This window comes from Paenibacillus eucommiae (assembly GCF_017874215.1).
GTDB classification, from domain to species: Bacteria; Bacillota; Bacilli; order Paenibacillales; family NBRC-103111; genus Paenibacillus_AI; species Paenibacillus_AI eucommiae.
Map to the genome: position 1 here is coordinate 149,195 of NZ_JAGGLB010000022.1, position 22,104 is coordinate 171,298.

Genomic DNA, 22,104 nt, shown 5'->3' on the forward strand with positions numbered 1-22,104 from the left:
ACATTTTAACGTGGAGATTTCGCCAGCTCCAGCATGCATAATTCCACATGCTCCAGGAATCTTGCTGCATCCGCGCCGTCCAGAACCCGGTGATCAATCGTCAGACTCAGTGGAAGAAGTGCCCTTTGTCTGGGGGTGTCCCCCCAGCTCCAGCTCGTAACTTCCACTTTTGTTCTGCCGAGGCCCATAATTGCCACCTGTGGTGGATTCAGAATAGGCGTGAACCAATCAATGCCCATAGTCCCCAGGTTCGTCATCGTAAACGTTCCGTTCTCCAGCTCCTGCGGAGCTTGCTTCCAATCTTTGGCACGCTTCGCCAGCTCTTTTCTTTTCGCTGCGAATTCGCCAAGCTCCATCCCTTCTGCACCATGAAGCACAGGTACTATAAGCCCCTTAGGATGATCTACCGCTATGCCAAGATTAACGGAAGTAAACTGCCTTAAGATCTGTCCGTCAAAATGTCCGTTAAAGCCAACAAATTGCTCAGTTTTCAACGTCTGTACAAGCCCATATAAAAAATAATCCATAAGCGAATATGTCAATTCTGCCTTGTGCTCATACAAATAAGTCACATCCACCGCTTTATGCAGTGTTACATGCACAGCTTCCTGCCACACAGTGCCAAGCCTGGCAGCAATCATTTTCCGGATGCCCTTTAATGGAACTTCTTTATGCGGCGTTAACTCATTCGCTCCGCTCATTTTGTTGTCCTCATCCTTCCTGTGCGATCTGCCTAATGGCGCGAATCAAATCCTCTTTCGTCGGAATAACGAAGCTTTCCATCCCAAGGTTAAATGGAACAGGCACATCCGCGCGGGTTACGCGTTTGATCGGGGCCTTTAAAGCTGAGAAGCCTTCCTCAGCCACTATCGAAGCCACTTCCGCTGCAAATCCGCATGTTCGATTGGAATCATCGAATACGACAAGTCTTCCCGTTTTGGCTACCGATTCAAGCAGTGTGGCTTTGTCAAAAGGAAGCAATGTCCTGGGATCGAATACTTCAACTGAGATCCCTTCCAGTGCTAATTCATTTGCTGCTTTCAAGGCATCGTGTACAAGATGGCCTACGGCAGCTACGGTTATGTGATCACCTTTGCGTTTAATATCCGCTTGACCAAAGGGGATCGCATAAGCTTCCTCGGGTACCTGCCCTTTCATTGCGAGCACCTTCGCCGGTGCAAATACCATGACCGGGTCGTTATCCCGGATTGCACTGATCATAAGTCCCTTCATATCATAAGGAGTCGATGGAACAATCGTTTTCATACCGGCGTGGACCAGAAATGGATATGGATGATCCGAATGCTGACCGGCAAGACCTGATCTGGCGCCTGAACCAGTGACCATATAGGTTACCGGAACTGAACCTTGTCCTCCCATCATATAAGGCAGCTTCTGCGCTTGATTAATAAGCTGATCGAAAGATACATAAATAAGAGCGCTGATTTGATATTCTACGATGGGTCGCAATCCAGCCATAGCGGCACCTGTCGCCATTCCGGTAAAAGCCGCCTCCGAGATCGGTGTATCGACTACCCGCTGCTCGCCAAAGCGCTGCACTAAATCCTTCGTCGCCCCGCGAAGCGAATGGCGGACATCCTCGCCCATAACAAATATGGATTCGTCGCGGGTCATTTCTTGTGAAATAGCTTCCCGTAAAGCCTGTAAATAACGAATTTCTCTCATCAAATCCACCCCTTGGCTGGTAATCCCGGATACGGTGTTGCATACATCAGCTCCAGGCTCTCTGCTGGCTGCGGATCCGGACTCTGACGCGCATACTCAACAGCCTCTTCGATTTCACATTCGATCTCAACCAGAGCCTGCTGCATTTCTTCGGCAGCAACGCCTTGAGCCTGAAGATCACGAAATAAACAGGGAATAGGATCCTTCAGCTTCCATGCTTCAATTTCTTCCTTGCTTCGGTATTGCAAGCTCATCGTGGCTTCCGCCGTATGATGGCCCATATACCGATAGGTCATACATTCCAGAAATGTTGGCCCCTCTCCTGCTCTGGCGCGCTCTATGGCTTGGCGGGCTGCAGCCAATACCTGAAGCACATCCATTCCGTCAACTTTTATCCCCGGCATCCGATAGGCAGCCGCCCGCCCGGCGAAATCCGTGTTCGCACTCGATTCCTGGGAACTAAGCGTTACCGCATACCCATTATTTTCACAAACAAACAGAACTGGAAGCTTCCAGAGACTTGCCATATTCATCGTTTCATGTAAAACCCCTTGGTTCACCGCCCCATCGCCAAAAAAACTGACAGCCACGCGTGCCGAAGCACTCACTTTGCTCGCCCAGGCAGCTCCCATCGCAATAGGGGCACCGGCAGCAACAATCCCATTGGCTCCGTATATACCCAAGGACAGGTCAGCAATATGCATCGAGCCTCCACGTCCGCGGTTATACCCAGTACTGCGGCCAAACAGCTCGGCCATCATCCGTCGTACGAGTCCGCCCTTCGCAATAATATGGCCATGCCCGCGGTGTGTGGACGTAATAATATCATCCTGCTCCAGAGCTGCGGATATACCAACTGCTACCGCTTCTTGCCCAATGTATTCATGAGTGACTCCAGCTATTTCATTCTCATTTACCAACCGTATCACGCGTTCCTCAAATTTGCGGATACGCAGCATGCTGCGGTACATTTCCATCCCGAGCTCTTTGGACCATTCCTTGCTCATCCTCTCACCCCTAATCCCTTCATTCGGTTTCCAACAGACAAATCACAGTTCCCACATCAACGGTCTCATTTAACTCAACCAGAATTTCACTAACTTTCCCTGTCACTTCCGCTTCGATAGTAAAATTGGCTTTCTCCGATTCAACTTCAGCGATGGGGTCCCCCACATTAAGTGTATCTCCTGGTTTTACAAACCAATGGACCAAATCAACCTCTACTGTAGACATCCCCATCTTGGGAATGATAACCTTCGTTAGCATAGATGTTCCTCCTTGTAAAAATATAAGCTCCACTTCAGAATCAAGAATGTGGTGTCGGTATCTCCATCAAGGGGCTAAGTCCCTGAAATTTACGAATAATTTCCTCAATCGCTCTGGCCTTCACCTCAAACAGAGCTTCTTCCGAGAATGCGGCCGAATGGGGAGTAATAATAACATTTGGCATGTGGAGCAGCGGATTTTCAATTTGCGGCGGTTCCGCTTCCAATACATCCATTCCGGCAGCACCGACCTTATGCATTCGCAGCGCCCAGACCAGTGAATCCTCATCAATCAGACCACCTCGGCTAGTATTGATAAGAATCAATCCCGGCTTAACGCGCTCCAGCACTTTGCGGTTTATAATATGTCTGCTTTCCGGTGTCAATGGGAGTAGCAGCGCAAGCACATCGGAAGCTTGAATCAGCTCATCAAAAGAAACCGCCGCAACACCTACAGATTCCAAAACCTCATTAGCTGCATAAGGATCATGAGCGATGAGCTTCACACGAAAACCTTGCAATTTCCTGGCAACGGCTTGAGCTATCCGTCCAAAACCCAATAAACCTACCGTTTGTCCGGCGATTCTCCGCATCGAGCCTAATTGTTCATAAGAATCCCAAAACCCATGGTTGACCCGGTCCCGGCTAAGAGACAATTTGCGCCAGCAATCCAGCATAAGGCTGACTGTATGATCAGATACCTCTTCCACACAATAATCGGGCACATAAGTAATAGTAATTCCTTTTTCCCGTGCAGCCTCTACGCAAATATTATCAAAGCCGATTCCACAGCGGGCAAGGATTTGACATTTATGCATCCGCTCTATCACATGCCGGGTGATTTTGCTACCGAACACAATTACTCCGTCAGCCTCGGTGCAGCATGCTGCCAGCTCCTCCTCACCCAGCTTCGATGAGACACCTATCACTTCAATACCAGCTTGCATTAATGCCCTGCTATGGGCTTCCCCGAGCGGAAACCGATCGGCATCCGTCAGCACTACACGGTATTGATGATCTCCCCTCTTAGACATCCCTACACTGCCTCCCCGACTCTATATTGGAGCTTCACAATAAACTCCCGCCATTCACTCGCAGCACTTCACCAGTAATCCAAGACGATACGGAAGAGGCCAAAAACAGCACGCCATTAGCAATATCATCCGCCGTCCCTATCCTGCCGAGCAGTGTACGTTCACCTATCTGGTTTCGCTGATCCTCGCTTGTAATATTCGACATTGGCGTATCTAGTGGACCTGGTGAAACCACATTGACCCGGATACCATCCTTCGCTCCTTCCCGCGCCAATGATTTACTCATCGCGATCACCCCTCCTTTGGCTGCTGCATAGTGAGCCGCTGGCCGGATGCTTCCGAATTCACCCGCCGTTGATGCGATATTCACTATGGAGCCCCCAACCTCCGGACTATTGTGACGCATCAATACAAATGCCTCACGGCATATAAAGAAGCTGCCCTTCAGATTAATATCCAGCATCCTGTTCAGCCTTGTACTGTCAATTTGTTCGACTTCTCCTGCATCCCAGATCGCAGCACAATTCACGACTATATCCAGCTGTCCATAACAGGAGCTCACCTCCCTGAACAACCGATTTACTTCCTCTTCGTCGGCAATATTGGTTTTTACATAAATCACACTGCCTGCCTTTCCTTCTATAAGCTCTGCAGTCTCCTTGAGCTGTTCCTCACGGATATCGCAAAGTGCAAGCTTTACCCCGTGTTCTGCCAATTTGCAGGCCATTGTACGTCCGACACCGCTTCCGGCCCCTGTGACTAAGGCAACTTTCCCAAGCAAATCAGACATTTTCATTTCTGGAGCCCCTCCTTCCGATTAACATATATAGTTTAGGTTTATACTATTTAAGTAAACCGTTGACAATTAAGTTGATAAAAATTATTTTCCTAACAGCTGCCCGCTTATCACTTCGATATCAGCTGCTTTGCCATTGTAGCACCATATCTGGCTTCTATCCTGCAGTTCCTTATCTTTACTCTTTATTGACAGCGCCGGAGAATGATATTCCATTTCCCCGAAAGCCCCAAGCTCTCCGCTGTCGTTATAGCACTGCACACAATGACCTTGATCGTCCAAACGATCCGCTGGTACATCCGGATAATCTGCTGACGGGTTAACCTGGAACTGCCGAACAAGCAAGTAGGCCTCTCCTTCAGCCCCTTCGCGCATGTATCCCATTCTTCCGGTGATGAAGGGGGCCTTGATGGAAATTTTGTGCTGCTCCTTGGCATCCAGCCGAAAGCTTACAAGCCCAGGAGTAACCTTCAGATGTGAAGGGCCTGTCGGAGCAAAAAAGTCGGTCACATCCGCTTGACCATAAGTAGGAATCCTGACTTCACCTCCCGCAGGCAGCTGAAGCAGATTCCACAAAGATAGAGGCGCAGACGGTGCTTCTGCAGGTATGGAAAGACGGATATCCAGTTCATAGCCTATATACGAATAAGATCCAAACGATGAATTATAGGATGTGAAACGAAGCGGATCTGGCACAAGTCGCAGCTTCTTTTGTAAGTGAAAATCCAACTCCAGCTGTGACCTGTAAGCAAATAAAGCAGCAGACTGCGACCAGCTCTTTTCCTCCCTTCCAAAGTCTCCATCGCTCATAACATAAGCCCCTGGATCAATAGCTGCCGGAACCTTGTAAGTGTCCCAGAACGCCTCAACATTGGAAATAAAAAATTCTACCTCCGGGCTCACCCAAGTACGATCTCCGCCTATGTTCCAATGCTGCTCATCCTGGAAATGGGTCTTCGCTTGCCTGACATCTTCCAGCAACGGATGGACCCAAAGCGAATTCTCTGCTTCTCCTTCTGCGTAAATCCCTATGACTCGCGCTCCTCTTTCGAGAAGCACCAACGCCCCACCATGCTCACCATTAATAACTGCATAGCGCAGACCTACTTGTTCAAGCACGTTCACCAGCTTCTTGAATTTCATCTCCATCACCTCTTTTCAAGAAACTTAGGTCACATCTACGGGTAAAAATAGCTTTGTACTGGATCCGCCATCAATTGTGATGATCTGACCTGTAATAAAATTAGCATCCTCGGAAGCAAGAAAATGAATCATTGGAGCAATATCCGCCGGCTGTCCAATCCTCCCAAGTGGAATATAGCTTCCCATTTCCTCTGGATCGTACCAGGCTTGACCTATGAACTTCTCCACCTCCGTGGCTCCAGGGGCAACCGCATTTACGGTAATGTGATACTTCGCCAAATCCAGGGCCAGCTGTCTGGTCAGCGCGTTAATGCCCCCTTTAGTAGAAGCATATACAGCGTAGCGGGGCATGGTCAGCTCTCCGTGTACGGAGCTAATGTTAATGATTTTCCCGCTCCCCGTTTTCTGCATTTCGCGAGCACAGGCTTGAGCACAGAAGAAGGTTCCCTTCAGATTTGTGTTCACTACTTTTTCCCAGAACGCCTCTGTCACCTGAAAAAAGTCCTCTGTAGGGTCGATCGCAGCGTTATTGATCAAAATATCGATCCGCCCGTATGCCTCCACAGTTAGCTGGACCATACGCTCAATCTCTTCGACAACAGAGACGTCAGCCTTAATCGCAAGACCTGTCAAGCCTTCGTCCTGCAGCTCCTTAACCAGCTCCTCAGCTCCACCTTGGCTATGTGCATAATTAATGACAACTTTAGCTCCTGCTGCTGCCAAGCATTTAGCAATGCTGCGCCCAATACCTCTCCCTGCGCCAGTGACTACAGCCACTTTTCCGGATAGCGATTTCATAAATAAGCCTCCAATACATAAAGTAAACGGTTGACAATTATTCATATGGTAACATGCCGCAAAATTGATTGTCAATAATTTGTTTTACTTCGTTTACGGTACTCTTTGGGTACCAGCAGCCCCTTAAGCCAGTCTCCCTGATCCTTTTACCGATTTCATCAACAGATCCATCTTAAACATGCAGTTAAAGAGCACCAGGGTGCTTCCGGGATCCGTAAATATTTCGTGTACTTGATAAGGAAGCACAAAGGTGAAGGTTCCAGCAGTCATCGGATGCCGAACCCCATTCACCTTCTCCCATCCACTCCCTGCAATCACGAACGAAAACTCAAGAAAGTCATGCCGATGGGCGGGATACCCGGACACAAGGCGGTTCATGCTTAAATGAAGCGGAAAGGAAGTATGCATGTTCGGGTACTCTTTTAAATATTGTGGAAAAGCCAAGTCCCTCGTCCCCCATCGGTATTCCTTGAAATTAATGAACTGGAAACAAGCCTATCTTCACACATACCGGTTTGGAAGTCTGCACTTGCTGACCAGTATACTGCAGCTTCCCGCTTTGCGTATCCACACGGAACGTTGCGATATTGTTCGTATCCCGATTAGCGGCAAGCAGGAACTGCCCATCTGGAGTCAGGGAAAAATGCCTTGGATGCTCCCCTTGGGTGGAAACATGCTCAACATAAGCAAGGTTGCCTGTATCCGGATCAATAGCAAACACCACAAGGCTGTCATGGCCCCGGTTAGAACCATACAGGAACCTGCCATCGGATGATAGTTGGATCTCGGCACAGGCATTTTCGCCGTTATAATCCTCTGGCAGCGTGGAAACCGTTGCTTGTGTTGTCAGTTCTCCTGTTCCCCTATCGTAATGAAAGAGGGTAATGGTCGAATTGAGCTCATTAATAACATAGAGGTGCTCCTCGTTTGGATGGAAGGCAAGGTGCCTCGGTCCGGCTCCCGGCTGAAGCACTGCATCGCTCTGGGAAACCAGCTTTCTTTGCGCCCCATCCACTTTATATGTACGAATACGATCAATGCCAAGGTCGGCAGCAAGCACGAAACGGTTATCCGGGCTGAACACCGCAAAATGTACATGCGGCTTATTCTGATTGTCCGGATCCACGCTATGTCCCTCATGCTGCTTGGCATCCAGCAGTTCCCCTACTTGTCCATCCCCCGCAAGCGACAGCAGACCCAGCTTCCCCCCGGAATAACTGGAAACAACCAGGAATTGATTATCCTTATCCCGCTGTATATGGCAGGTCGTGGCGTCAACGGTGGCTGATCTGTTCAGCTCTTGCAAAGTACCTTTAGTTGGATCTATGGAAAAGGCCACAGCAGCTCCCATTCTTTGCCCGTCCGTCAGTCTCTCAGCAATTGCATACAGACGCTGATTGGTGACATCCAGATTTAAAAAAGTCGGATTTTGCAGTCCTGAAACTTGATTCAGAAGCGTCAATGCTCCAGAATCAGCATCAAGGGAATACACATACACGCCACTGGCTGAGGCCTCCGCATAAGAGCCTACAAAAACTAACTGTCTCATTTGATCTGTGTTTATTGTCATTTTTCCTCACCCGTTCATTGCGAATTAGATATATTTGAATATGCATTCTCTTTTAATGTACTCTTTTTCCTTTTAGTGTGCAAATATGAAACTGACAGATCTGATGTGGCTTAACAGTTGTAAGGAACGTTACGCCTTTGTTAACAAGAAAAATCCGCAAGCTACGCCAGCAGATTTTCTCTAACCTCACTTATTTTTCCATGCGTCATAACCGATTTGGTACATGCTTAAATACTCATCAAGATTCATTTTCATGACTTGTTCCACATATTTGAAATTTTTTAAGATTAGGCGCATATTATTTCACCTCACCTGTCATGATGCTGCTGCAGCGATAATCGCCTCGAAGGTCACTTCTCCGCGTGGTGCCTTCCAGTTCAGCTTACCGCCCGATATAAGACTTGGCTCTACGGAACCACTTACGGAATTTATGGAAATGACTTCGTAGTTCAGGGGCAGACGGATATGTAAAATGGCCTCTTCCATCTTACAGTCTTCAGGAAAGTTGATTTTACCCACCAATTTTGAAAGCTCCATATCGTACTCAATTTCATAAGACACACGGCCAAAATGGGTTGGGGCTCCGGTAATCCCAACTTTTTTCCCACTTATCAGCCAGCTTCTTTCAAGTCCTCTTGCCAAATGCAGAGTAGTGCCTTCCTCCATTAAATAGCTATCGCGCAGCAATCTGACGACTGCTGCCGGTGTCCACAAATGCTGCCGATCCCCTGTACAATTCGTCGTACCGGCTTCCTGCCCGCGCTCTTCGCACCAAGTGATCAACGGAGTTCCATGATTAAGCGTACTGTACAAATAGTCAATTGACGCATCTCCATTTCCTTCAGCCAGATGAAACTGTGCCACATTGTCTAATGTTGCTGCAACCCACATGCCTTCCTTTAACCACCCTGTATTCAATGGCATCCCGCCTGGACTCATTCTTGATTCTATATAGCGGATTGTGCCTCTCATAAGCTCATCCTCTGCAGACAGCACTCCACAGGGATATACTGCATTAAGGGCTCCCCATCGGCTGCCGCACGTTTTGTTAGCCACGCCGGATATCCAGCGGTAATCCTCTTCTTGAATGGCTCCCAATTGCAAGGACGCCACTAAGTCCTCCCTTGCTGTTTCATAGATACGGCGAAATTCCTTCTCATCAGCATCTTTACCTAAAATTTGTGCGGCCTCCATCGTTAAACGGTCTGCGAACAAGCTCCAGAAATTGTGCGGATAAAACACACCATAGTAGTCCTCGTCATTCATCAACCCACAGTCGCCCATACCCCTAGGCATTAATCCATACGTTGAAGTACGTTTGCCACCTGCATCAATACGTGTACTGGCACGCATCTTCTCCTGCCAGCGCGTGCTTGCCGTCAATCGTGGGTATATTTCCTGCAAAAATTCAATATTCCCAGTTAAGCGGTAGTGCTCCATGACTGTCCAAGCTTTGAATCCACTGCCGGCCCACATTAAATGTGTCCAACCCTTCGGGTCTGTCCAATCCCCGTTATCCTCTTGCTGCTCCACAGCCATGCGGAATGCTGCTTCCGCTTCTTGATGCATACCAAATTGATCCAATGCAATACAGCCCAAAAGAGGCTCAATTGAATTAGGCGCTCTGTACCCTTCGGTTCCCGGTGTTGGGGCAATATATCCTTGGGCCACCGGCTCCCGCATAATGAATATGTCAGCCAGACAAGCCAGAAAGCATTGCTCCACCGCTTCATCTGGTATATGAATACGTGCGGCCTTTGCTAACAGTGTCCGCCAATGCTGCTTTGCTTGTTCAAAATCATGTTCCCAATCCTTAATACGCAGCTTCTCTGAATCGGCTGCATAAGCCTGATAAGGTCTAATAATCCATGCTGTGCGGCTTTCGCCAGGCTTAACATCCCAAGACATCGTGAAGCTGGTTGGATTGGATGTATAGGCTTCAGCTCCAATCCCTACAACCAGAATACGGTCTGCCCGGTCCAGCCAACCGGCTAGCAACACATCTGCTTCGTCATTTGGATTTACCCAATTCGGATTATAAGCTGAGGACCACGGAGTATCCCCGCAAAGTAATTGAAATTGACGCTCTTGATCATCCGCATTCGTGATATCGATTCGTACAATCGCTGCCTCTTCGCCTCCGACGATTTCCAGCTTCATTGAAACAGATGATGATGAATTAAAATATGTATTTACCAAAACTGGCAAATGCCCTTCTGACCGCGTCCATCTGCTGTCAGCAAACGGAATCCCGTCTACGGTAGGACGGAACCAAACATGCTTCGAGGTAGTAGGAAGCATCAGTGCCCCTAGAGGCATTCGTGTTAAGTCGTCATAAGTCCATGACATTTTACAGCCGCCCTTTTCCAAATCAAGCAGCGTCTTGCTGCTGCTGTCAGGCATTGCTACTGTAATTCGATGTGGTGTACCAAAAGAATAAGAAAAATCAACTACATTATTCACAACTATTTCCTCCTCAAGATATATTACTTATTTATGCCTCTGAAAGATAATTATCTATTTGATTACGCTTTCATTCGTGCAACTAAACGTATTGACACTAAACCAACTGTCCCCTTAAATAGCACCTCTCGCTGCAAATATTACTTCCTCTATCTCAATTCGTATAGTAACATGGCGAATAATAATTGTCAACGGTTTACTTATTATGTCTAATTGTTATTGATTATCTGTATAAATTTTCTTTTTTTATATTAATTTCAATAAATGAACACACTTTTTTTAATATTATGCCTCAATAGACATAAAAAACGACCACAACTGCGCATATATGCACAACCATAGTCGCTTTTCTTATAAAATATCTTCACTCAAATGGATCCAATACTCATTCCATACTGAGCTGCCTATCGCTCTTTCAAAATCTCACTCATCTTCTCGATCATAACAGCCTTACCTGTATCCAAATGTTCTTTTAGAAATAAAATGGCCTCATTGAAATTGCCTGTAATTAAGGCTGTTGTAATTTTCTCGTGGTGGTCGATCACATACCCTTTGTTAAAACCCTCTTGATCGTCTTCGCGGATTTGCGTGTTCGTGATCATCAGGATCGTTTCCAGCAGTGGACGAAGAGAAAGCCAGCATTGCAGCAAATATTTGTTGCCCGAAAGACGCATTAGCTCAAAATGATAGCTTACATCCAGATTCGTAAAATTTGCAACGTTATGCTTCTCTTTCCTTAATCCCTCATTGATTTGTTTAATATATTGAAAATCTGTAAGATTATCTTTAAAAATGAGCTCGATCGCCTTCAATTCAATAAAGGATCTCATCTCATACAGCTTCTCTGCATCCACTAGAGTGAAGCCACTCGACACAGTTCTTCCGTTCTGCAAAAAGGTAACTAAACCTTCCGCTTCCAGTATAGCCAAGGCATTGCGCACCGGTCCGCGACTAACATTCATTTCTTCGGCAATCGCATTTTCGACGATTTTCTCGCCTGCCGGCAGCTTTCCTGTAATAATATTCGTACGTAAATCGTTGACGACCTGAGAACTAAAGAAACTTCTGAACAGTTGACCTTTGGGAGCTTTCATTAGGTATTAACCTCTTATTTGGATAGGATATGTGTTTATGCTTAGAACCTTTTTGTATATTATAATTCATTCCATGAAAATTAGTCAACAGTTCACATAGACACATCAAAAACGCCTTGCGGTGTCCTTTGATGTGTGTGTTCGTAATGTGGTGGTTCGGGGAGGGAATGGCGCTATAATAGTACGAACACCAAGCTCAAACCGACAGCCAGCAAGGATTTTTCTCTTGACTGGAGGAGATTTCCCTGGCAGGAGCATGCGCTGGGGATGAAGAGTACACGCTCCAATGTTGTCAGGTTAAGCCTGCCACATGTGTGCGGTTTCCCACCTACATTCTGCCGCTTCGGCCACGCACAGCCCAACGTGCGTGGTTTTCCGACCACATTCTGCTGCTTCGGCCGCGCACAGCCCAATGTGTGCCATTTTCCGACCACATTCTGCCGCTTCGGCCGCACACAGCCCAATGTGTGTGGTTTCCGCCTACATTCTGCTGCTTCGGCCGCACAAACCTATTGTCTGCGGACTTTCGCCTACATGCTGTTGCTTTGGATTGGACCTGACGCCTGACGACATTGAGCGCGCACCGCCCCGGCTGCTACTTAGCGATGTTTTTCATCGTTAAAGTAGCAGATCGTCTCCACAACCTTTCTTTAATAATGAAAAACATCGTTAAAATCCCTGTTAACCCCCCTGAGAGGCTATTCGTCCTCTTTTAACGATGAAAATCATCATTAACGTGACGGATAGAGCAGAAACACCTACTTTAACGATGAAAAACATCGTTAAGTGATGCACACAATGCGCACACTCCACTCCATTCGGGAGACGTGCTGCTGTATCCACGCCAGGCTTCCACCAAAAACTTATACTTTTCAAGTAAGTTCATAAAAAAACAAGCCAAGATGGAGATACTGCACAGCTCCACTCAGCTTGTTTTTTTATTCTATCCGCTATGCTAGAGGCATGTCCGGAAGAACTGATTATTTTTTATTTTATCTTATATATCGTCATTCGCTTTGTGCAGGATCGGCTACGAGACCCTCTTCGTTTAATTGTGTCTCGGTTTTCATGCCTTCCATATCTTTGCCAAGGCGTTTGATCTCATCCAAATTCGGCGCCATTGAACCATTCATCACTTTGTCAATCGGTTTATCGGAGCCTTTTTGCTCATCGAACTTTTCATGCTCTTTTACGGTTTTCAAATCCTCGTTCTTGTAATCCTTGCTTTGCTCGTTGGACATCTGGTCCGCCTCCTTATTTCAATTATTCCTATTATTTCTAATAAAGAAATTTCTATTATGAGATAAGAAGTAATTACCCTGACAAGGGTCCATTGAAACAAGAGCTGAAACAAGATTTGAAACAAAAGTTTAAACCAGAGCTTGTCCAAGAAAACGAAGCATATTCAACCCGGGCTAAGCTCCGATTAAGGAATTAAGAAAGCTTGATAATTTGACCGCCATCTATAACCATACAGTGACCGGTCATATAGCTTGACTCATCGCTTGCCATAAATAACGCTGCCGCCGCGATATCCTCTGGCTGTCCAACACGTTTCATCGGAATCGTCTTCAAATAGTTCTCAATTGCTGGTGCATTATCAATCAGGGGTTTAGTCAGGCGTGTTTCAATAAACCCTGGACACAAGGCGTTGACACGAATGCCGTGCTCGGCCAATTCTAGCGCCATTGACATGGCGAGCATGTTGATCCCGCCTTTGGTAGCATTGTAATGTGCCTGATCCGATTCCGCGGCCAAGCCGTTGACGCTCGACATTTGGATAATAGAGCCGCCACTGCCCTGCTTGACCATCTCCTTGGACACCCGCTGGGAAACCAGGAAGGTTCCCTTCAGGTTAATGTCCATGTGCCAGTCCCAATCTTCTTCGGTAATTTCCAGGAAGGAAGCCGTCTTGTTGACACCCGCGTTGTTAACCAGAATATCAATCTTTCCCCACTGCGAAAGAACATCATCCACCATGCGTTCAGCCTGCTCTTTATATTGAACGTCACCTTCGATGATAAGCACTTCGCCGCCTTGCCCCGTAATATAAGCCGCAGTCTCCTCCAGAGCTTCACGGCCGCGTCCTGAGATAGCAACCTTGGCCCCTTCCGCCGCGAAACGAGCCGCTATCGCCCGTCCAATACCTTGCGAGCCTCCAGTAACAAGTGCTACTTTATCCTTTAATCTCATTTATTATTCCTCCCCTGGGATTTTTTAATCTACACCATCGACTTATTCTGCTTTGTCCGTAACACCGCACCAATTCACAATAATTTCGGCATACCATTGAATCAACTGCTCATAAGAGGTCAAATCCAGGTATTCATCAGCCGCATGCGCATTTCCACCGCTCGGTCCAAGAACCAAAGCCGGTGTGCTGCTGTATAAGTTAAACATAAAGCCGTCACAGGCAAAAGGGGATCCCTTTGGAGGCTCCGGGAATGAACCCAGTGCCTTCTCACCAGACTCGGAAACCAGTTGCAAGAATTCCTTACCCGTGGCATCAAGCTTCATTTCACTGGCAGATAAATAACGGATTAATGGCCGGATCTGCGGCCTACATATTTGTAAAGTCGGATAATCCTTGACCTGAGCATCATAAAACTTCCACAGATCTTCAATAATGCCTTCCCCTGTCATGCCCGGGTACCCTTCAATCCAGAAATTCAATTCACCATTGGCCGGCAGCTTTTCCTGCAGCTCACGGTTCACATCTCCTGAGAAAATAGTGAGCAGCGCAACTTCCGCCTTGCGGCCGTTCTGCCACCAGGATGGCACTTCGAGATGCTCATTGCGATAAGCGTTATAAGCCTTCAGCAGGTTGGCAAACTCAACTGTTGCTTCCAGCGCGCTGACCAGCACTTCGCCGGCGAAGCCAATGCCGCTTTTACCCTGGAAGGTCGCTTTCCAGATGCCTCCGCCTAGATGAGCCGGGTAAAGGTCCATATTCGTTGGCTCCGGAATAATCGCCATATCCGCATTCGGCCCACGAAGCCGGCCGGCAAGCGTACCGTTCGCTCCGCCATGCTCCTCATCCACTACGCTTTCAATAAATACATCACCGGCTACCGGAATCTCAAGATCCTTCAAGCATTTGACTGCCATTAAAGCAGCAGCCATGCCGCCTTTCATATCGTAAGAGCCGCGCCCATACAATTTGCCATCAGCGACTTCTCCGGAAAACGCCGGGTACGTCCATGGTTCATTCCCTTGATAGACCGTATCGGCATGGCCTGAAAACATCAGCGACCTGCCCGTGCCAGCTCCAAAAAAACGCCCTACCACGTTGGGTCTGTTGTCATAACGACGTGAACTCATATAAGCAGGGTGCTCTGACAAACCTGGCACCTCGGATAGCTCATACGTATCCACTTCACCTTGTTGTCCAACCATCCACTCAGCAAAAAAACGCTGATATTCAGCCTCATTGCCAACAGGAGGATGGTTAACGCTCTCGATTTGAACAAGCTTGGAAGCCAGCGCTACCGCTTCTTCTTTATTATTTTCGACCCACTCTTTGATCCTTAAGGAAAGCTGCTCGCGACTCATTTCCAATTTCATCCTCCCATTAATAAACCGTCAATAAACCGTAGTGCTATGAACGAACTTTAATGAATTTTAACGAACTTTACCGCGTGCATCCACAGTTATGATCTGTTCAACCTGATCTCCGCGAATTCCCTGAAGCTCATTGTGCAAATTGCTTACCGTACAGCAATGGTTAGGCAGGAAAAACAGCTGATCGCCAATCTCATAGGATACACCTTCTGGCAGATGAACAATGCCGTGCTCTTCACTGAGGCGTTCCACATACACTTCCGGTTGATCGCGCAGTCTGCCGAATCCAGGGAAATGGCCGCTTGCGTCACTGCTGAAGGTTTTGGAGCCGGCGTCAATAATGGCTGTGCCCTTGCGTGGAATGCCAACAACAGTTGCCATGACGTGCATAGCGCACTCCTCTGGTTTAATAATGCCGATGAATAGCTGGCCGCCATCTCCATATACGTAAGCGCCTGGACGAATTTCGGTTACGCCCTCAACCGCATCAACATACTTCGACGTAGGTGTTGAGCCCACACTGATTTCAGGAATTGAAATACCAGACTGCTCCAGCAGCTCCTTGGTTTTGACTAGCCCTTGCGCTTCTGTAAGCGCCGCGTTTCTTAAATCTTCCGGTGTTTTCAGGCCGTAGGCGAATCCGCCATGTGTCATTAGACCGATTACTTCCACGCCAGGAAGCTTGGAGATTTCAGTAACAAGAGCAGCCGTTTCTTCTCCGGGTTCCTTACCACAGCGATTCAGTCCAGTGTTAACATCTATATAAAGTCTGATTTTCTTGCCTATTGAGGTGCCCAAATCTGAGAGCCCCTTGGCCACATCTACATTATCTGTGCTGACAATTATTTTTGCCCGTTCCAGCAGCTTGGCCAACCGCTCAAGCTTTGCCTTGCCGACAATTGGAAAAGCAATAAGAATATCATCTATACCCGCATCGACCAGCACCTCGGCTTCTCCCAGCTTCGCTACTGTCATGCCACAGGCTCCGTACTTCATTTGCTGCTTGGCAATCCATACACTTTTATGCGTCTTGAAATGCGGCCGCAGCTTGACTCCAGCCTTTTGCGCCAGTTCAGCCGTATGCCGTAAATTACGGTCCAATGTATCCAAATCGATTAATATAGCTGGTGTTTCCAAATCGACTAGCTTTTTCCCAATATCACTCATGTCAGAACCTTCTTCCTCAATTTTCATTAAATGACTTATGACTTCATAAACTGACGAGCCACTAGCGAGTTTTATCTGTTAAAACTAATGTTTTAATAATTAAATTTTATCCCAATTTCGATTGTTTGTAAATAACATTACGTGGCTCTTTACTGTCTTTTACTGACGATGTTGTTTCTAGATAAAAGATGGGAAGTATGGAGAAAATATGGCATACTAGGAAAAGAAAAAGACAGATTACAATAAGGAGTTGAGTTCATTTTGTACAGGGATCTAAACGCCGGGCAAATGGTTGACCGTATCGAGCAGCTCATGACCAATCAGCAGTACGATGAGTTTCAACTTATTATTGACGAGCTGCAACCTTTTGACATCGCGATCTTGTTTAATCAGCTGCCTGAGGAGCTTCGTCCGCACTTCCTGGGAATGCTTGAAACAAGAATTTTAACGGATATGATTCAGGAATTAGAAACAAGTGCGCAATACCAGGCGATCCGCATGATTGGTTCATCCAGAGCGGCAGAAGTTATGGACGAAATGGACAACGATGACCTTGCCACCTTCCTGCATTCCTTATCGGATAAGGAGAGCGATCTTTTCCTTTCCTCCATGAACATTTCCGAATCCGGTGCGGTCCGCAAGCTGATGACCTACCCAGCTGAAACAGCAGGAAGGATTATGACCAACCGCTATGTGTGGATTCCGCAGCATTACACGGTCAAAGAGGCTTCCGGAAAAATTCGCGAATTTGCCGACATTTCTGAAACAATCAGCTACTTATACGTCATTGATGAAGACAAAAAGCTGCTCGGCGTAGTCTCCTACCGCGATTTAATTTTGGCCGAGCCTCATCATCAAATCAGTCAAATCATGCACTCCAGGGTCATTTCCGTAGATGTCGGGATGGATCAGGAGCAGGTCGCTGATGTGATTCGTAATTATGATTTCACAGCCGTTCCGGTTGTTGATCCTAACCATGTACTTATTGGGATCATTACCGTCGATGATATTATCGACATTGTTTATCAGGAAGCCAACGAGGATATCCAGAAGCTTTCCGGTAGCGGCAAGGATATAGATTTCAACACAAAGCCTACGACCGCTGCCTTTCGCAGACTACCCTGGCTCATTTTATTGCTGTTCATTGGCCTGATTTCCGGGACCATCATTAGCCGGTTTGAGGATACCTTGAATCAGATCGTGGCTCTCACTTTTTTTATGCCGATGATTGCCGGTATGACCGGGAATACGGGAACACAGTCATTGGCGGTAGTTGTGCGGGGGCTGATCAGCAAGAAGCTGAGCGGTAAGGAAGTCAGAGGATTGATCATCAGAGAGCTGCTTGTCGGACTCATCATCGGCTTAACGTGCGGAATATTAATAACTTTGCTGGCCTATGTATGGCAGGGAAGCTTGATGCTGGGCTTCGTCGTTGGTATCTCCCTTATTTCCACACTTATTATAGGAACAATAGCCGGAACCGTCATTCCATTACTGTTAAACAAGCTGAAAATCGATCCTGCTGTAGCCTCCGGCCCTTTAATTACAACCCTTAACGATGTACTTTCGCTGTTTATTTACTTCGGAATTGCTACCCTGTTTATTTCTTATCTGGTCTAGCACTTGCATAAAAAAGGAACCATTTCCACGCCAGCCTCGTCTAATTCGCAGAAGGAGCTGACAACTGAACATGAGAAAACATACCGGAAAAATCATAGTAAGCACAATCGCCGGTTTTCTGTTGCTGCTAGTCTTAGGGATTCAAGAATTCCGTTACGGCATGATCCAAAAAGCAATCTATACATACAAAGTGAAACACTATCTCGAGCAAAAATATAACGAGCCGATGACGATCAAACACGCCACCTATCTCTGGGATAATATGGAACCGATCAGCGCAAGAGTGTATCCCAAAAGCTCTATAGGTCTTGAATTTTCGGTATATCCGCGCAAAGAGAATCCGTTAAGATTCATTGATGACTACGCCAGTACGCTGTGGCTTCAGCAGGCAAAAGAAGATGTGGACAAACGTTTACTGACCGTTGAGGACGATTTCAGGAACCAGCTTCATTTGGCCTTCACCTGCTGCGAAGTAGGGAAATACGATTTCGGATCCATCTACGGAGACGTGCCGCCTTATACAACGGCAAACCTGGCCTTCGATCTATCTTTTCAGTTTGACCGGGAGATGCAAAAAACGGATTTAGAGCAGATGCTCCGCGTTGTTACTGCTCTAAAACAGCAAGAGCAGCCTTTGCTTGATCATGTATTATTCCTCCTTCTGCCGGAGGGCAAACCCTATCGGATCCAGTATCAAATACCTGGATCCGCTTTGAAGGAAATCAACAAAATTGACGATCTCAAGGCCTACAATCAAAGCCGCTTTCCAGCAAGGGACCTTGCTGCAAGCATCGGTGCTGAGGTTTCGTGGGATGCCGCCACTTCACAAGCTGTGTTTACTAAGGGTGATGTCACCCTGCAGATCAACCATTGGGGTGAAGAGGCCTTGATTAACGGAAGTCCTGTTCTGAGTCCACTACCCTCCTTCCCTGGAGATCAGGGCCAACTGCTCGTTCCAGCTGCTCTGATTGAACAGGCTTTTCAGGTAGAAGTTCCCTTGGTTGGCCCTTTCTAGCCCTCCCAAATCCGTTGAATGCGGAACGTATCATTAAGGAAGGAAAGCTGGAACACATCTGGATTCGACAAGGCTTCCCATTCCTTAAAACCAATCCGGCTGTCAAAATGCTTCAGCAGAAGCGACATTAAGTTGCCATGTGTAACTATAACGGCATTGCTGCTGCCTCCCTCCCGCACCTCTGAGACCACGGCAGCAGCGCGCTTCATAGCCATACGGCTGGATTCGCCCCCTTCATAGCATAAGTCCAGATCCTCATAGGTTTCGCGAAGCATTTCAAACCAATCCGGATGATCCTTGCCCAAAAGAACCCGCTCCGTTAAACGTTCATCTAACCCAATAGGCAACCCAAGCTTTTTCGCTAAAGGAACTATGGTGCTGTAAGCTCTCTCATAGGGACTTGAGAGAATACAATCGATAGACTTATCTGAGAAAAAATCGGCTAGCTTAGTGGCTTGCTCCAAGCCCAATTCGGTTAATGGAGCATCCGCTGCCTGTCCCGCTGCCTTGCAATGTCTAACTATGTATAGATTTTTGCCTAGTTTTGTGGATACATTTTTCATTCAGGGAAGTCCTCCGTTTTCATTATGACCGTAAGGGATAGTGAATAACTTCCTATTACTCAGGTAACCAATAACTTACCAGGAACAGAATTAAATTCACCACTTCCAGGAATAAATGGATATTTATTTTTCGTTGCTTCTGTCAGGACGATTCCCAGTCCAGGCGCTTCTGGAGGGATTACAAGCCCATTCACCATAGCAAAGGAATCCGTGACAATTTCACTATGAAGCCCGGCGAAATTCGGCGGTATTTCCAGAATGCTCGTATTCGGGCAGGCGAACCCGCAATGGATATTTTGCATTAAGGAGCCTCCTGCTCCCCAAGCATGCGTAGCGATGCCCTTCCCCTTGCGGGCATACATGGCCGCCACCGCCATAAATTCACTTAGTCCCCCGACAAAGGAAGCATCGGGCTGCCCTATATCGAAGCAATCGAGATCTGCATACAGCTGCCATTCCGAGCTTCCGGTTAAGCACTCCCCTCCAGCGATGGGGACGCTCGTACTTGCTCGCAGTTCCGCGTAAGCAGCCACATCTGTGTAGTGCAATGGCTCTTCAAAAAACAACAGCCCATAAGGCTCCAATGCTTTCATTACCGTCTTCGCCGTCTGCAGCGTCCATGTGTTTGTTGGGCTATTACCCATATGGCCATCCATCATAATCTGATGGTCTTTTCCGATAACGGAGCGGACATGCTCCATTTTCGCCGCTTCAAATTCGGCTATCTCCAGATCCGTTTCCGGCATGAACCAGCCTTTCTCACTATCAAAGCTGCCAGCGCCAATCTTAACCCCTTTAAAGCCGAGCGATAAATAATGCTCAAGCTTGGCAGCCAATTTATCGGGCGGATAATTACTTGGACCTCCGGTCGCGTAACAGGGGAGCTCTTTATGCTGCAGGCCTCCTAGCAGTTCATACACGGGTAAACCTAGTGCCTTCCCTCGCAAATCCCACAACGCGGCTTCAATGCCCCCAAGCACCGACAGCCCCAATCCCGTCCGGCACCAGAAGTTGCCGCAGTGATACATCCGCTTCCATAATAAAGGGATATCATCCACGGATTGACCGATCAATATCGGCTTGAAAAAATCAACAATCGGCTGTACACTTTCCGGAAAAAAGTACCCAATGTACGTTTCTCCGAGACCAATCAGCTCCGTATTCGTATGAATCTCAATAAACGCAGCGCTGCGCAGCTTACGGGCTTCCGATAAAAATGGATCGTTGGTACAAGGTCCTGTCAATAAAATCGTTCGTACATCGGTAATCAGCATGCTAATTCCCCCCATCTGGATAAGTTCTGCGCTTCCCTTCAATACCCTTGCAGCTGACGCTGCGACAGTTCATTCAACAACGGTTTCCCATCTACAAAACGTGCGATATTGTCCACAAAAACATCCCAGACCCGGTCGAGAAAATGGGTGCTTTGCGAGGAACCGGAAATATGTGGGGTCATAATCACATTTGGCAGTTTCCAAAGCGGATGACTGGCTGGCATCGGATAATAGTAATGGGTGTCCAGCGCTGCTCCGGCAATCCAATTTTCCGTTAAAGCCTTCAGCAATGCCTGCTCCTGAATAATGGGGCCGCGGGCAGGGTTGAGTAGAAAAGCAGTTTCAGGAAGAGCCCGCAGCTCCTTCTCACCAATCATCCCCTCCGTATCCTTCGTTAGCGGCACGGCTACAATCATGAAATCCAAATCCTGCAAAAATTCAATTTCCTGGCCGGCTGTAAACACTTGATCAGGCAGCACCCCCAGCGGATCTCCTGTCCCTGGAAGGCAATAAATATGTTCCCTCTCCTTAATGCCTTCCCTGACTAGGACCCGTACGTGAATGCCCATCGTTTTGAGCAGACGTGCCGTCTCTCTTCCGATACCGCCATAGCCCCATATCCCGGCGCGCGAGCCCCTGATTTCTGTTTGAAAGCGGGCCGAACGATCCCAAATTTGATTGTCCTGATTTCGGAACATGCCGCGCATATCGCGCGCTAACTGAATCATCATCGTTATCGTCCACTCCGCTATGGGCACGTCAACTACGCCCTGAGCGCTGCAGGCCCGGACGCCTTTTTCCACAAGTCCTATGTCCATAACCTGCTTGTAGCCAACGGAGCTGATTTGCACAAGCTTAAGCGCTGTCATGTCTTCGATATTATCAGGTGGTGTACTGCAGAAAAGGACATGCTGATCTCTCAGCATATCCTTCGGAAGTCTATGTCGTTCTTCTATATAAGGAACCACTTCAACGCGAATTCCCGGCATGTTTTGTAATTGATTCAATCGTTCAGGCTGAACGGGCATATTAACCAGCACATTAATCATCGCGTT

Annotated in this window: 21 protein-coding genes; 2 read left to right on the forward strand and 19 right to left on the reverse strand. The window is 47.4% G+C overall.

Translation table 11 applies throughout. From position 1 onward, the window contains the following. Nucleotides 1–5: 5 nt before the first annotated feature. The 16 genes from J2Z66_RS27050 to J2Z66_RS27125 form a co-directional block, all read right to left on the reverse strand. Complete coding sequence (locus tag J2Z66_RS27050) at nucleotides 6–701, reverse strand: 2-oxo acid dehydrogenase subunit E2 (RefSeq protein ID WP_209975864.1); 696 nt, start codon at nucleotides 699–701, stop codon at nucleotides 6–8. A gap of 10 nt (nucleotides 702–711) precedes the next feature. Then, nucleotides 712–1,686 carry an alpha-ketoacid dehydrogenase subunit beta gene (locus J2Z66_RS27055; RefSeq protein ID WP_209975865.1) on the reverse strand — a complete coding sequence of 325 codons (975 nt, stop codon included), beginning with the start codon at nucleotides 1,684–1,686 and terminating at the stop codon, nucleotides 712–714. Further along, nucleotides 1,686–2,693, reverse strand: coding sequence for a thiamine pyrophosphate-dependent dehydrogenase E1 component subunit alpha (locus J2Z66_RS27060; RefSeq protein WP_209975866.1), 1,008 nt, complete (start codon nucleotides 2,691–2,693; stop codon nucleotides 1,686–1,688). The genes J2Z66_RS27055 and J2Z66_RS27060 overlap by 1 nt, the downstream gene beginning before the upstream one ends. Nucleotides 2,694–2,712: 19 nt before the next feature. Next, the gene (locus tag J2Z66_RS27065; RefSeq protein WP_209975867.1) at nucleotides 2,713–2,952 is read right to left on the reverse strand and encodes a biotin/lipoyl-containing protein; all 240 of its coding nucleotides are present in this window, start codon (nucleotides 2,950–2,952) and stop codon (nucleotides 2,713–2,715) included. Nucleotides 2,953–2,992: 40 nt separating this feature from the next. After that, nucleotides 2,993–3,985, reverse strand: coding sequence for a C-terminal binding protein (locus tag J2Z66_RS27070; RefSeq protein ID WP_209975868.1), 993 nt, complete (start codon nucleotides 3,983–3,985; stop codon nucleotides 2,993–2,995). A 34-nt stretch (nucleotides 3,986–4,019) separates the two neighbouring features. Then, the gene (locus tag J2Z66_RS27075) at nucleotides 4,020–4,781 is read right to left on the reverse strand and encodes an SDR family NAD(P)-dependent oxidoreductase (protein ID WP_209975869.1); all 762 of its coding nucleotides are present in this window, start codon (nucleotides 4,779–4,781) and stop codon (nucleotides 4,020–4,022) included. An 84-nt stretch (nucleotides 4,782–4,865) separates the two neighbouring features. Next, nucleotides 4,866–5,924: a DUF6786 family protein gene (locus J2Z66_RS27080; protein ID WP_209975870.1), complete on the reverse strand. Its 1,059-nt coding sequence runs from the start codon at nucleotides 5,922–5,924 to the stop codon at nucleotides 4,866–4,868. Between the two features lie 24 nt (nucleotides 5,925–5,948). Next, nucleotides 5,949–6,722: an SDR family NAD(P)-dependent oxidoreductase gene (locus J2Z66_RS27085; RefSeq protein ID WP_209975871.1), complete on the reverse strand. Its 774-nt coding sequence runs from the start codon at nucleotides 6,720–6,722 to the stop codon at nucleotides 5,949–5,951. A gap of 123 nt (nucleotides 6,723–6,845) precedes the next feature. Continuing rightward, entirely contained in the window at nucleotides 6,846–7,166 is a 321-nt protein-coding gene (locus J2Z66_RS27090) for an AraC family ligand binding domain-containing protein (protein ID WP_209975872.1), read from the reverse strand. Nucleotides 7,167–7,197: 31 nt separating this feature from the next. Next, nucleotides 7,198–8,292: a lactonase family protein gene (locus tag J2Z66_RS27095; RefSeq protein ID WP_209975873.1), complete on the reverse strand. Its 1,095-nt coding sequence runs from the start codon at nucleotides 8,290–8,292 to the stop codon at nucleotides 7,198–7,200. Nucleotides 8,293–8,607: 315 nt separating this feature from the next. After that, the gene (locus J2Z66_RS27100; protein ID WP_209975874.1) at nucleotides 8,608–10,755 is read right to left on the reverse strand and encodes a glycoside hydrolase family protein; all 2,148 of its coding nucleotides are present in this window, start codon (nucleotides 10,753–10,755) and stop codon (nucleotides 8,608–8,610) included. Between the two features lie 404 nt (nucleotides 10,756–11,159). Next, nucleotides 11,160–11,849, reverse strand: coding sequence for a GntR family transcriptional regulator (locus J2Z66_RS27105; protein WP_209975875.1), 690 nt, complete (start codon nucleotides 11,847–11,849; stop codon nucleotides 11,160–11,162). A 1,007-nt stretch (nucleotides 11,850–12,856) separates the two neighbouring features. Continuing rightward, on the reverse strand, nucleotides 12,857–13,090 hold the full coding sequence (locus J2Z66_RS27110; protein WP_209975876.1) for a hypothetical protein: 234 nt from the start codon (nucleotides 13,088–13,090) through the stop codon (nucleotides 12,857–12,859). A 193-nt stretch (nucleotides 13,091–13,283) separates the two neighbouring features. Further along, nucleotides 13,284–14,042 carry an SDR family NAD(P)-dependent oxidoreductase gene (locus tag J2Z66_RS27115; protein WP_209975877.1) on the reverse strand — a complete coding sequence of 253 codons (759 nt, stop codon included), beginning with the start codon at nucleotides 14,040–14,042 and terminating at the stop codon, nucleotides 13,284–13,286. Between the two features lie 42 nt (nucleotides 14,043–14,084). Further along, entirely contained in the window at nucleotides 14,085–15,401 is a 1,317-nt protein-coding gene (locus J2Z66_RS27120; protein ID WP_245375875.1) for a M20/M25/M40 family metallo-hydrolase, read from the reverse strand. Nucleotides 15,402–15,470: 69 nt separating this feature from the next. Next, entirely contained in the window at nucleotides 15,471–16,577 is a 1,107-nt protein-coding gene (locus J2Z66_RS27125; RefSeq protein ID WP_209975879.1) for an alanine racemase, read from the reverse strand. Nucleotides 16,578–16,838: 261 nt separating this feature from the next. Between J2Z66_RS27125 and mgtE the strand changes: the two genes are divergently transcribed. Both mgtE and J2Z66_RS27135 read left to right on the forward strand, forming a co-directional pair. Further along, nucleotides 16,839–18,197: a magnesium transporter gene (gene mgtE, locus J2Z66_RS27130; protein WP_209975880.1), complete on the forward strand. Its 1,359-nt coding sequence runs from the start codon at nucleotides 16,839–16,841 to the stop codon at nucleotides 18,195–18,197. A 70-nt stretch (nucleotides 18,198–18,267) separates the two neighbouring features. Beyond that, the gene (locus J2Z66_RS27135) at nucleotides 18,268–19,212 is read left to right on the forward strand and encodes a stalk domain-containing protein (protein ID WP_209975881.1); all 945 of its coding nucleotides are present in this window, start codon (nucleotides 18,268–18,270) and stop codon (nucleotides 19,210–19,212) included. Here J2Z66_RS27135 and J2Z66_RS27140 read toward each other — a convergent pair. Genes J2Z66_RS27140 through J2Z66_RS27150 form a run of 3 tightly spaced genes read right to left on the reverse strand, consistent with a single transcriptional unit; the run spans nucleotide 19,209 to nucleotide 22,098 of the window. After that, complete coding sequence (locus J2Z66_RS27140; RefSeq protein ID WP_209975882.1) at nucleotides 19,209–19,775, reverse strand: histidine phosphatase family protein; 567 nt, start codon at nucleotides 19,773–19,775, stop codon at nucleotides 19,209–19,211. The two genes, J2Z66_RS27135 and J2Z66_RS27140, sit on opposite strands and share 4 nt — an antisense overlap. A 59-nt stretch (nucleotides 19,776–19,834) precedes the next feature. Continuing rightward, on the reverse strand, nucleotides 19,835–21,049 hold the full coding sequence (locus J2Z66_RS27145; protein WP_209975883.1) for a mandelate racemase/muconate lactonizing enzyme family protein: 1,215 nt from the start codon (nucleotides 21,047–21,049) through the stop codon (nucleotides 19,835–19,837). Nucleotides 21,050–21,087: 38 nt separating this feature from the next. Next, nucleotides 21,088–22,098: a D-2-hydroxyacid dehydrogenase gene (locus tag J2Z66_RS27150; RefSeq protein WP_209975884.1), complete on the reverse strand. Its 1,011-nt coding sequence runs from the start codon at nucleotides 22,096–22,098 to the stop codon at nucleotides 21,088–21,090. Nucleotides 22,099–22,104: the final 6 nt, after the last annotated feature.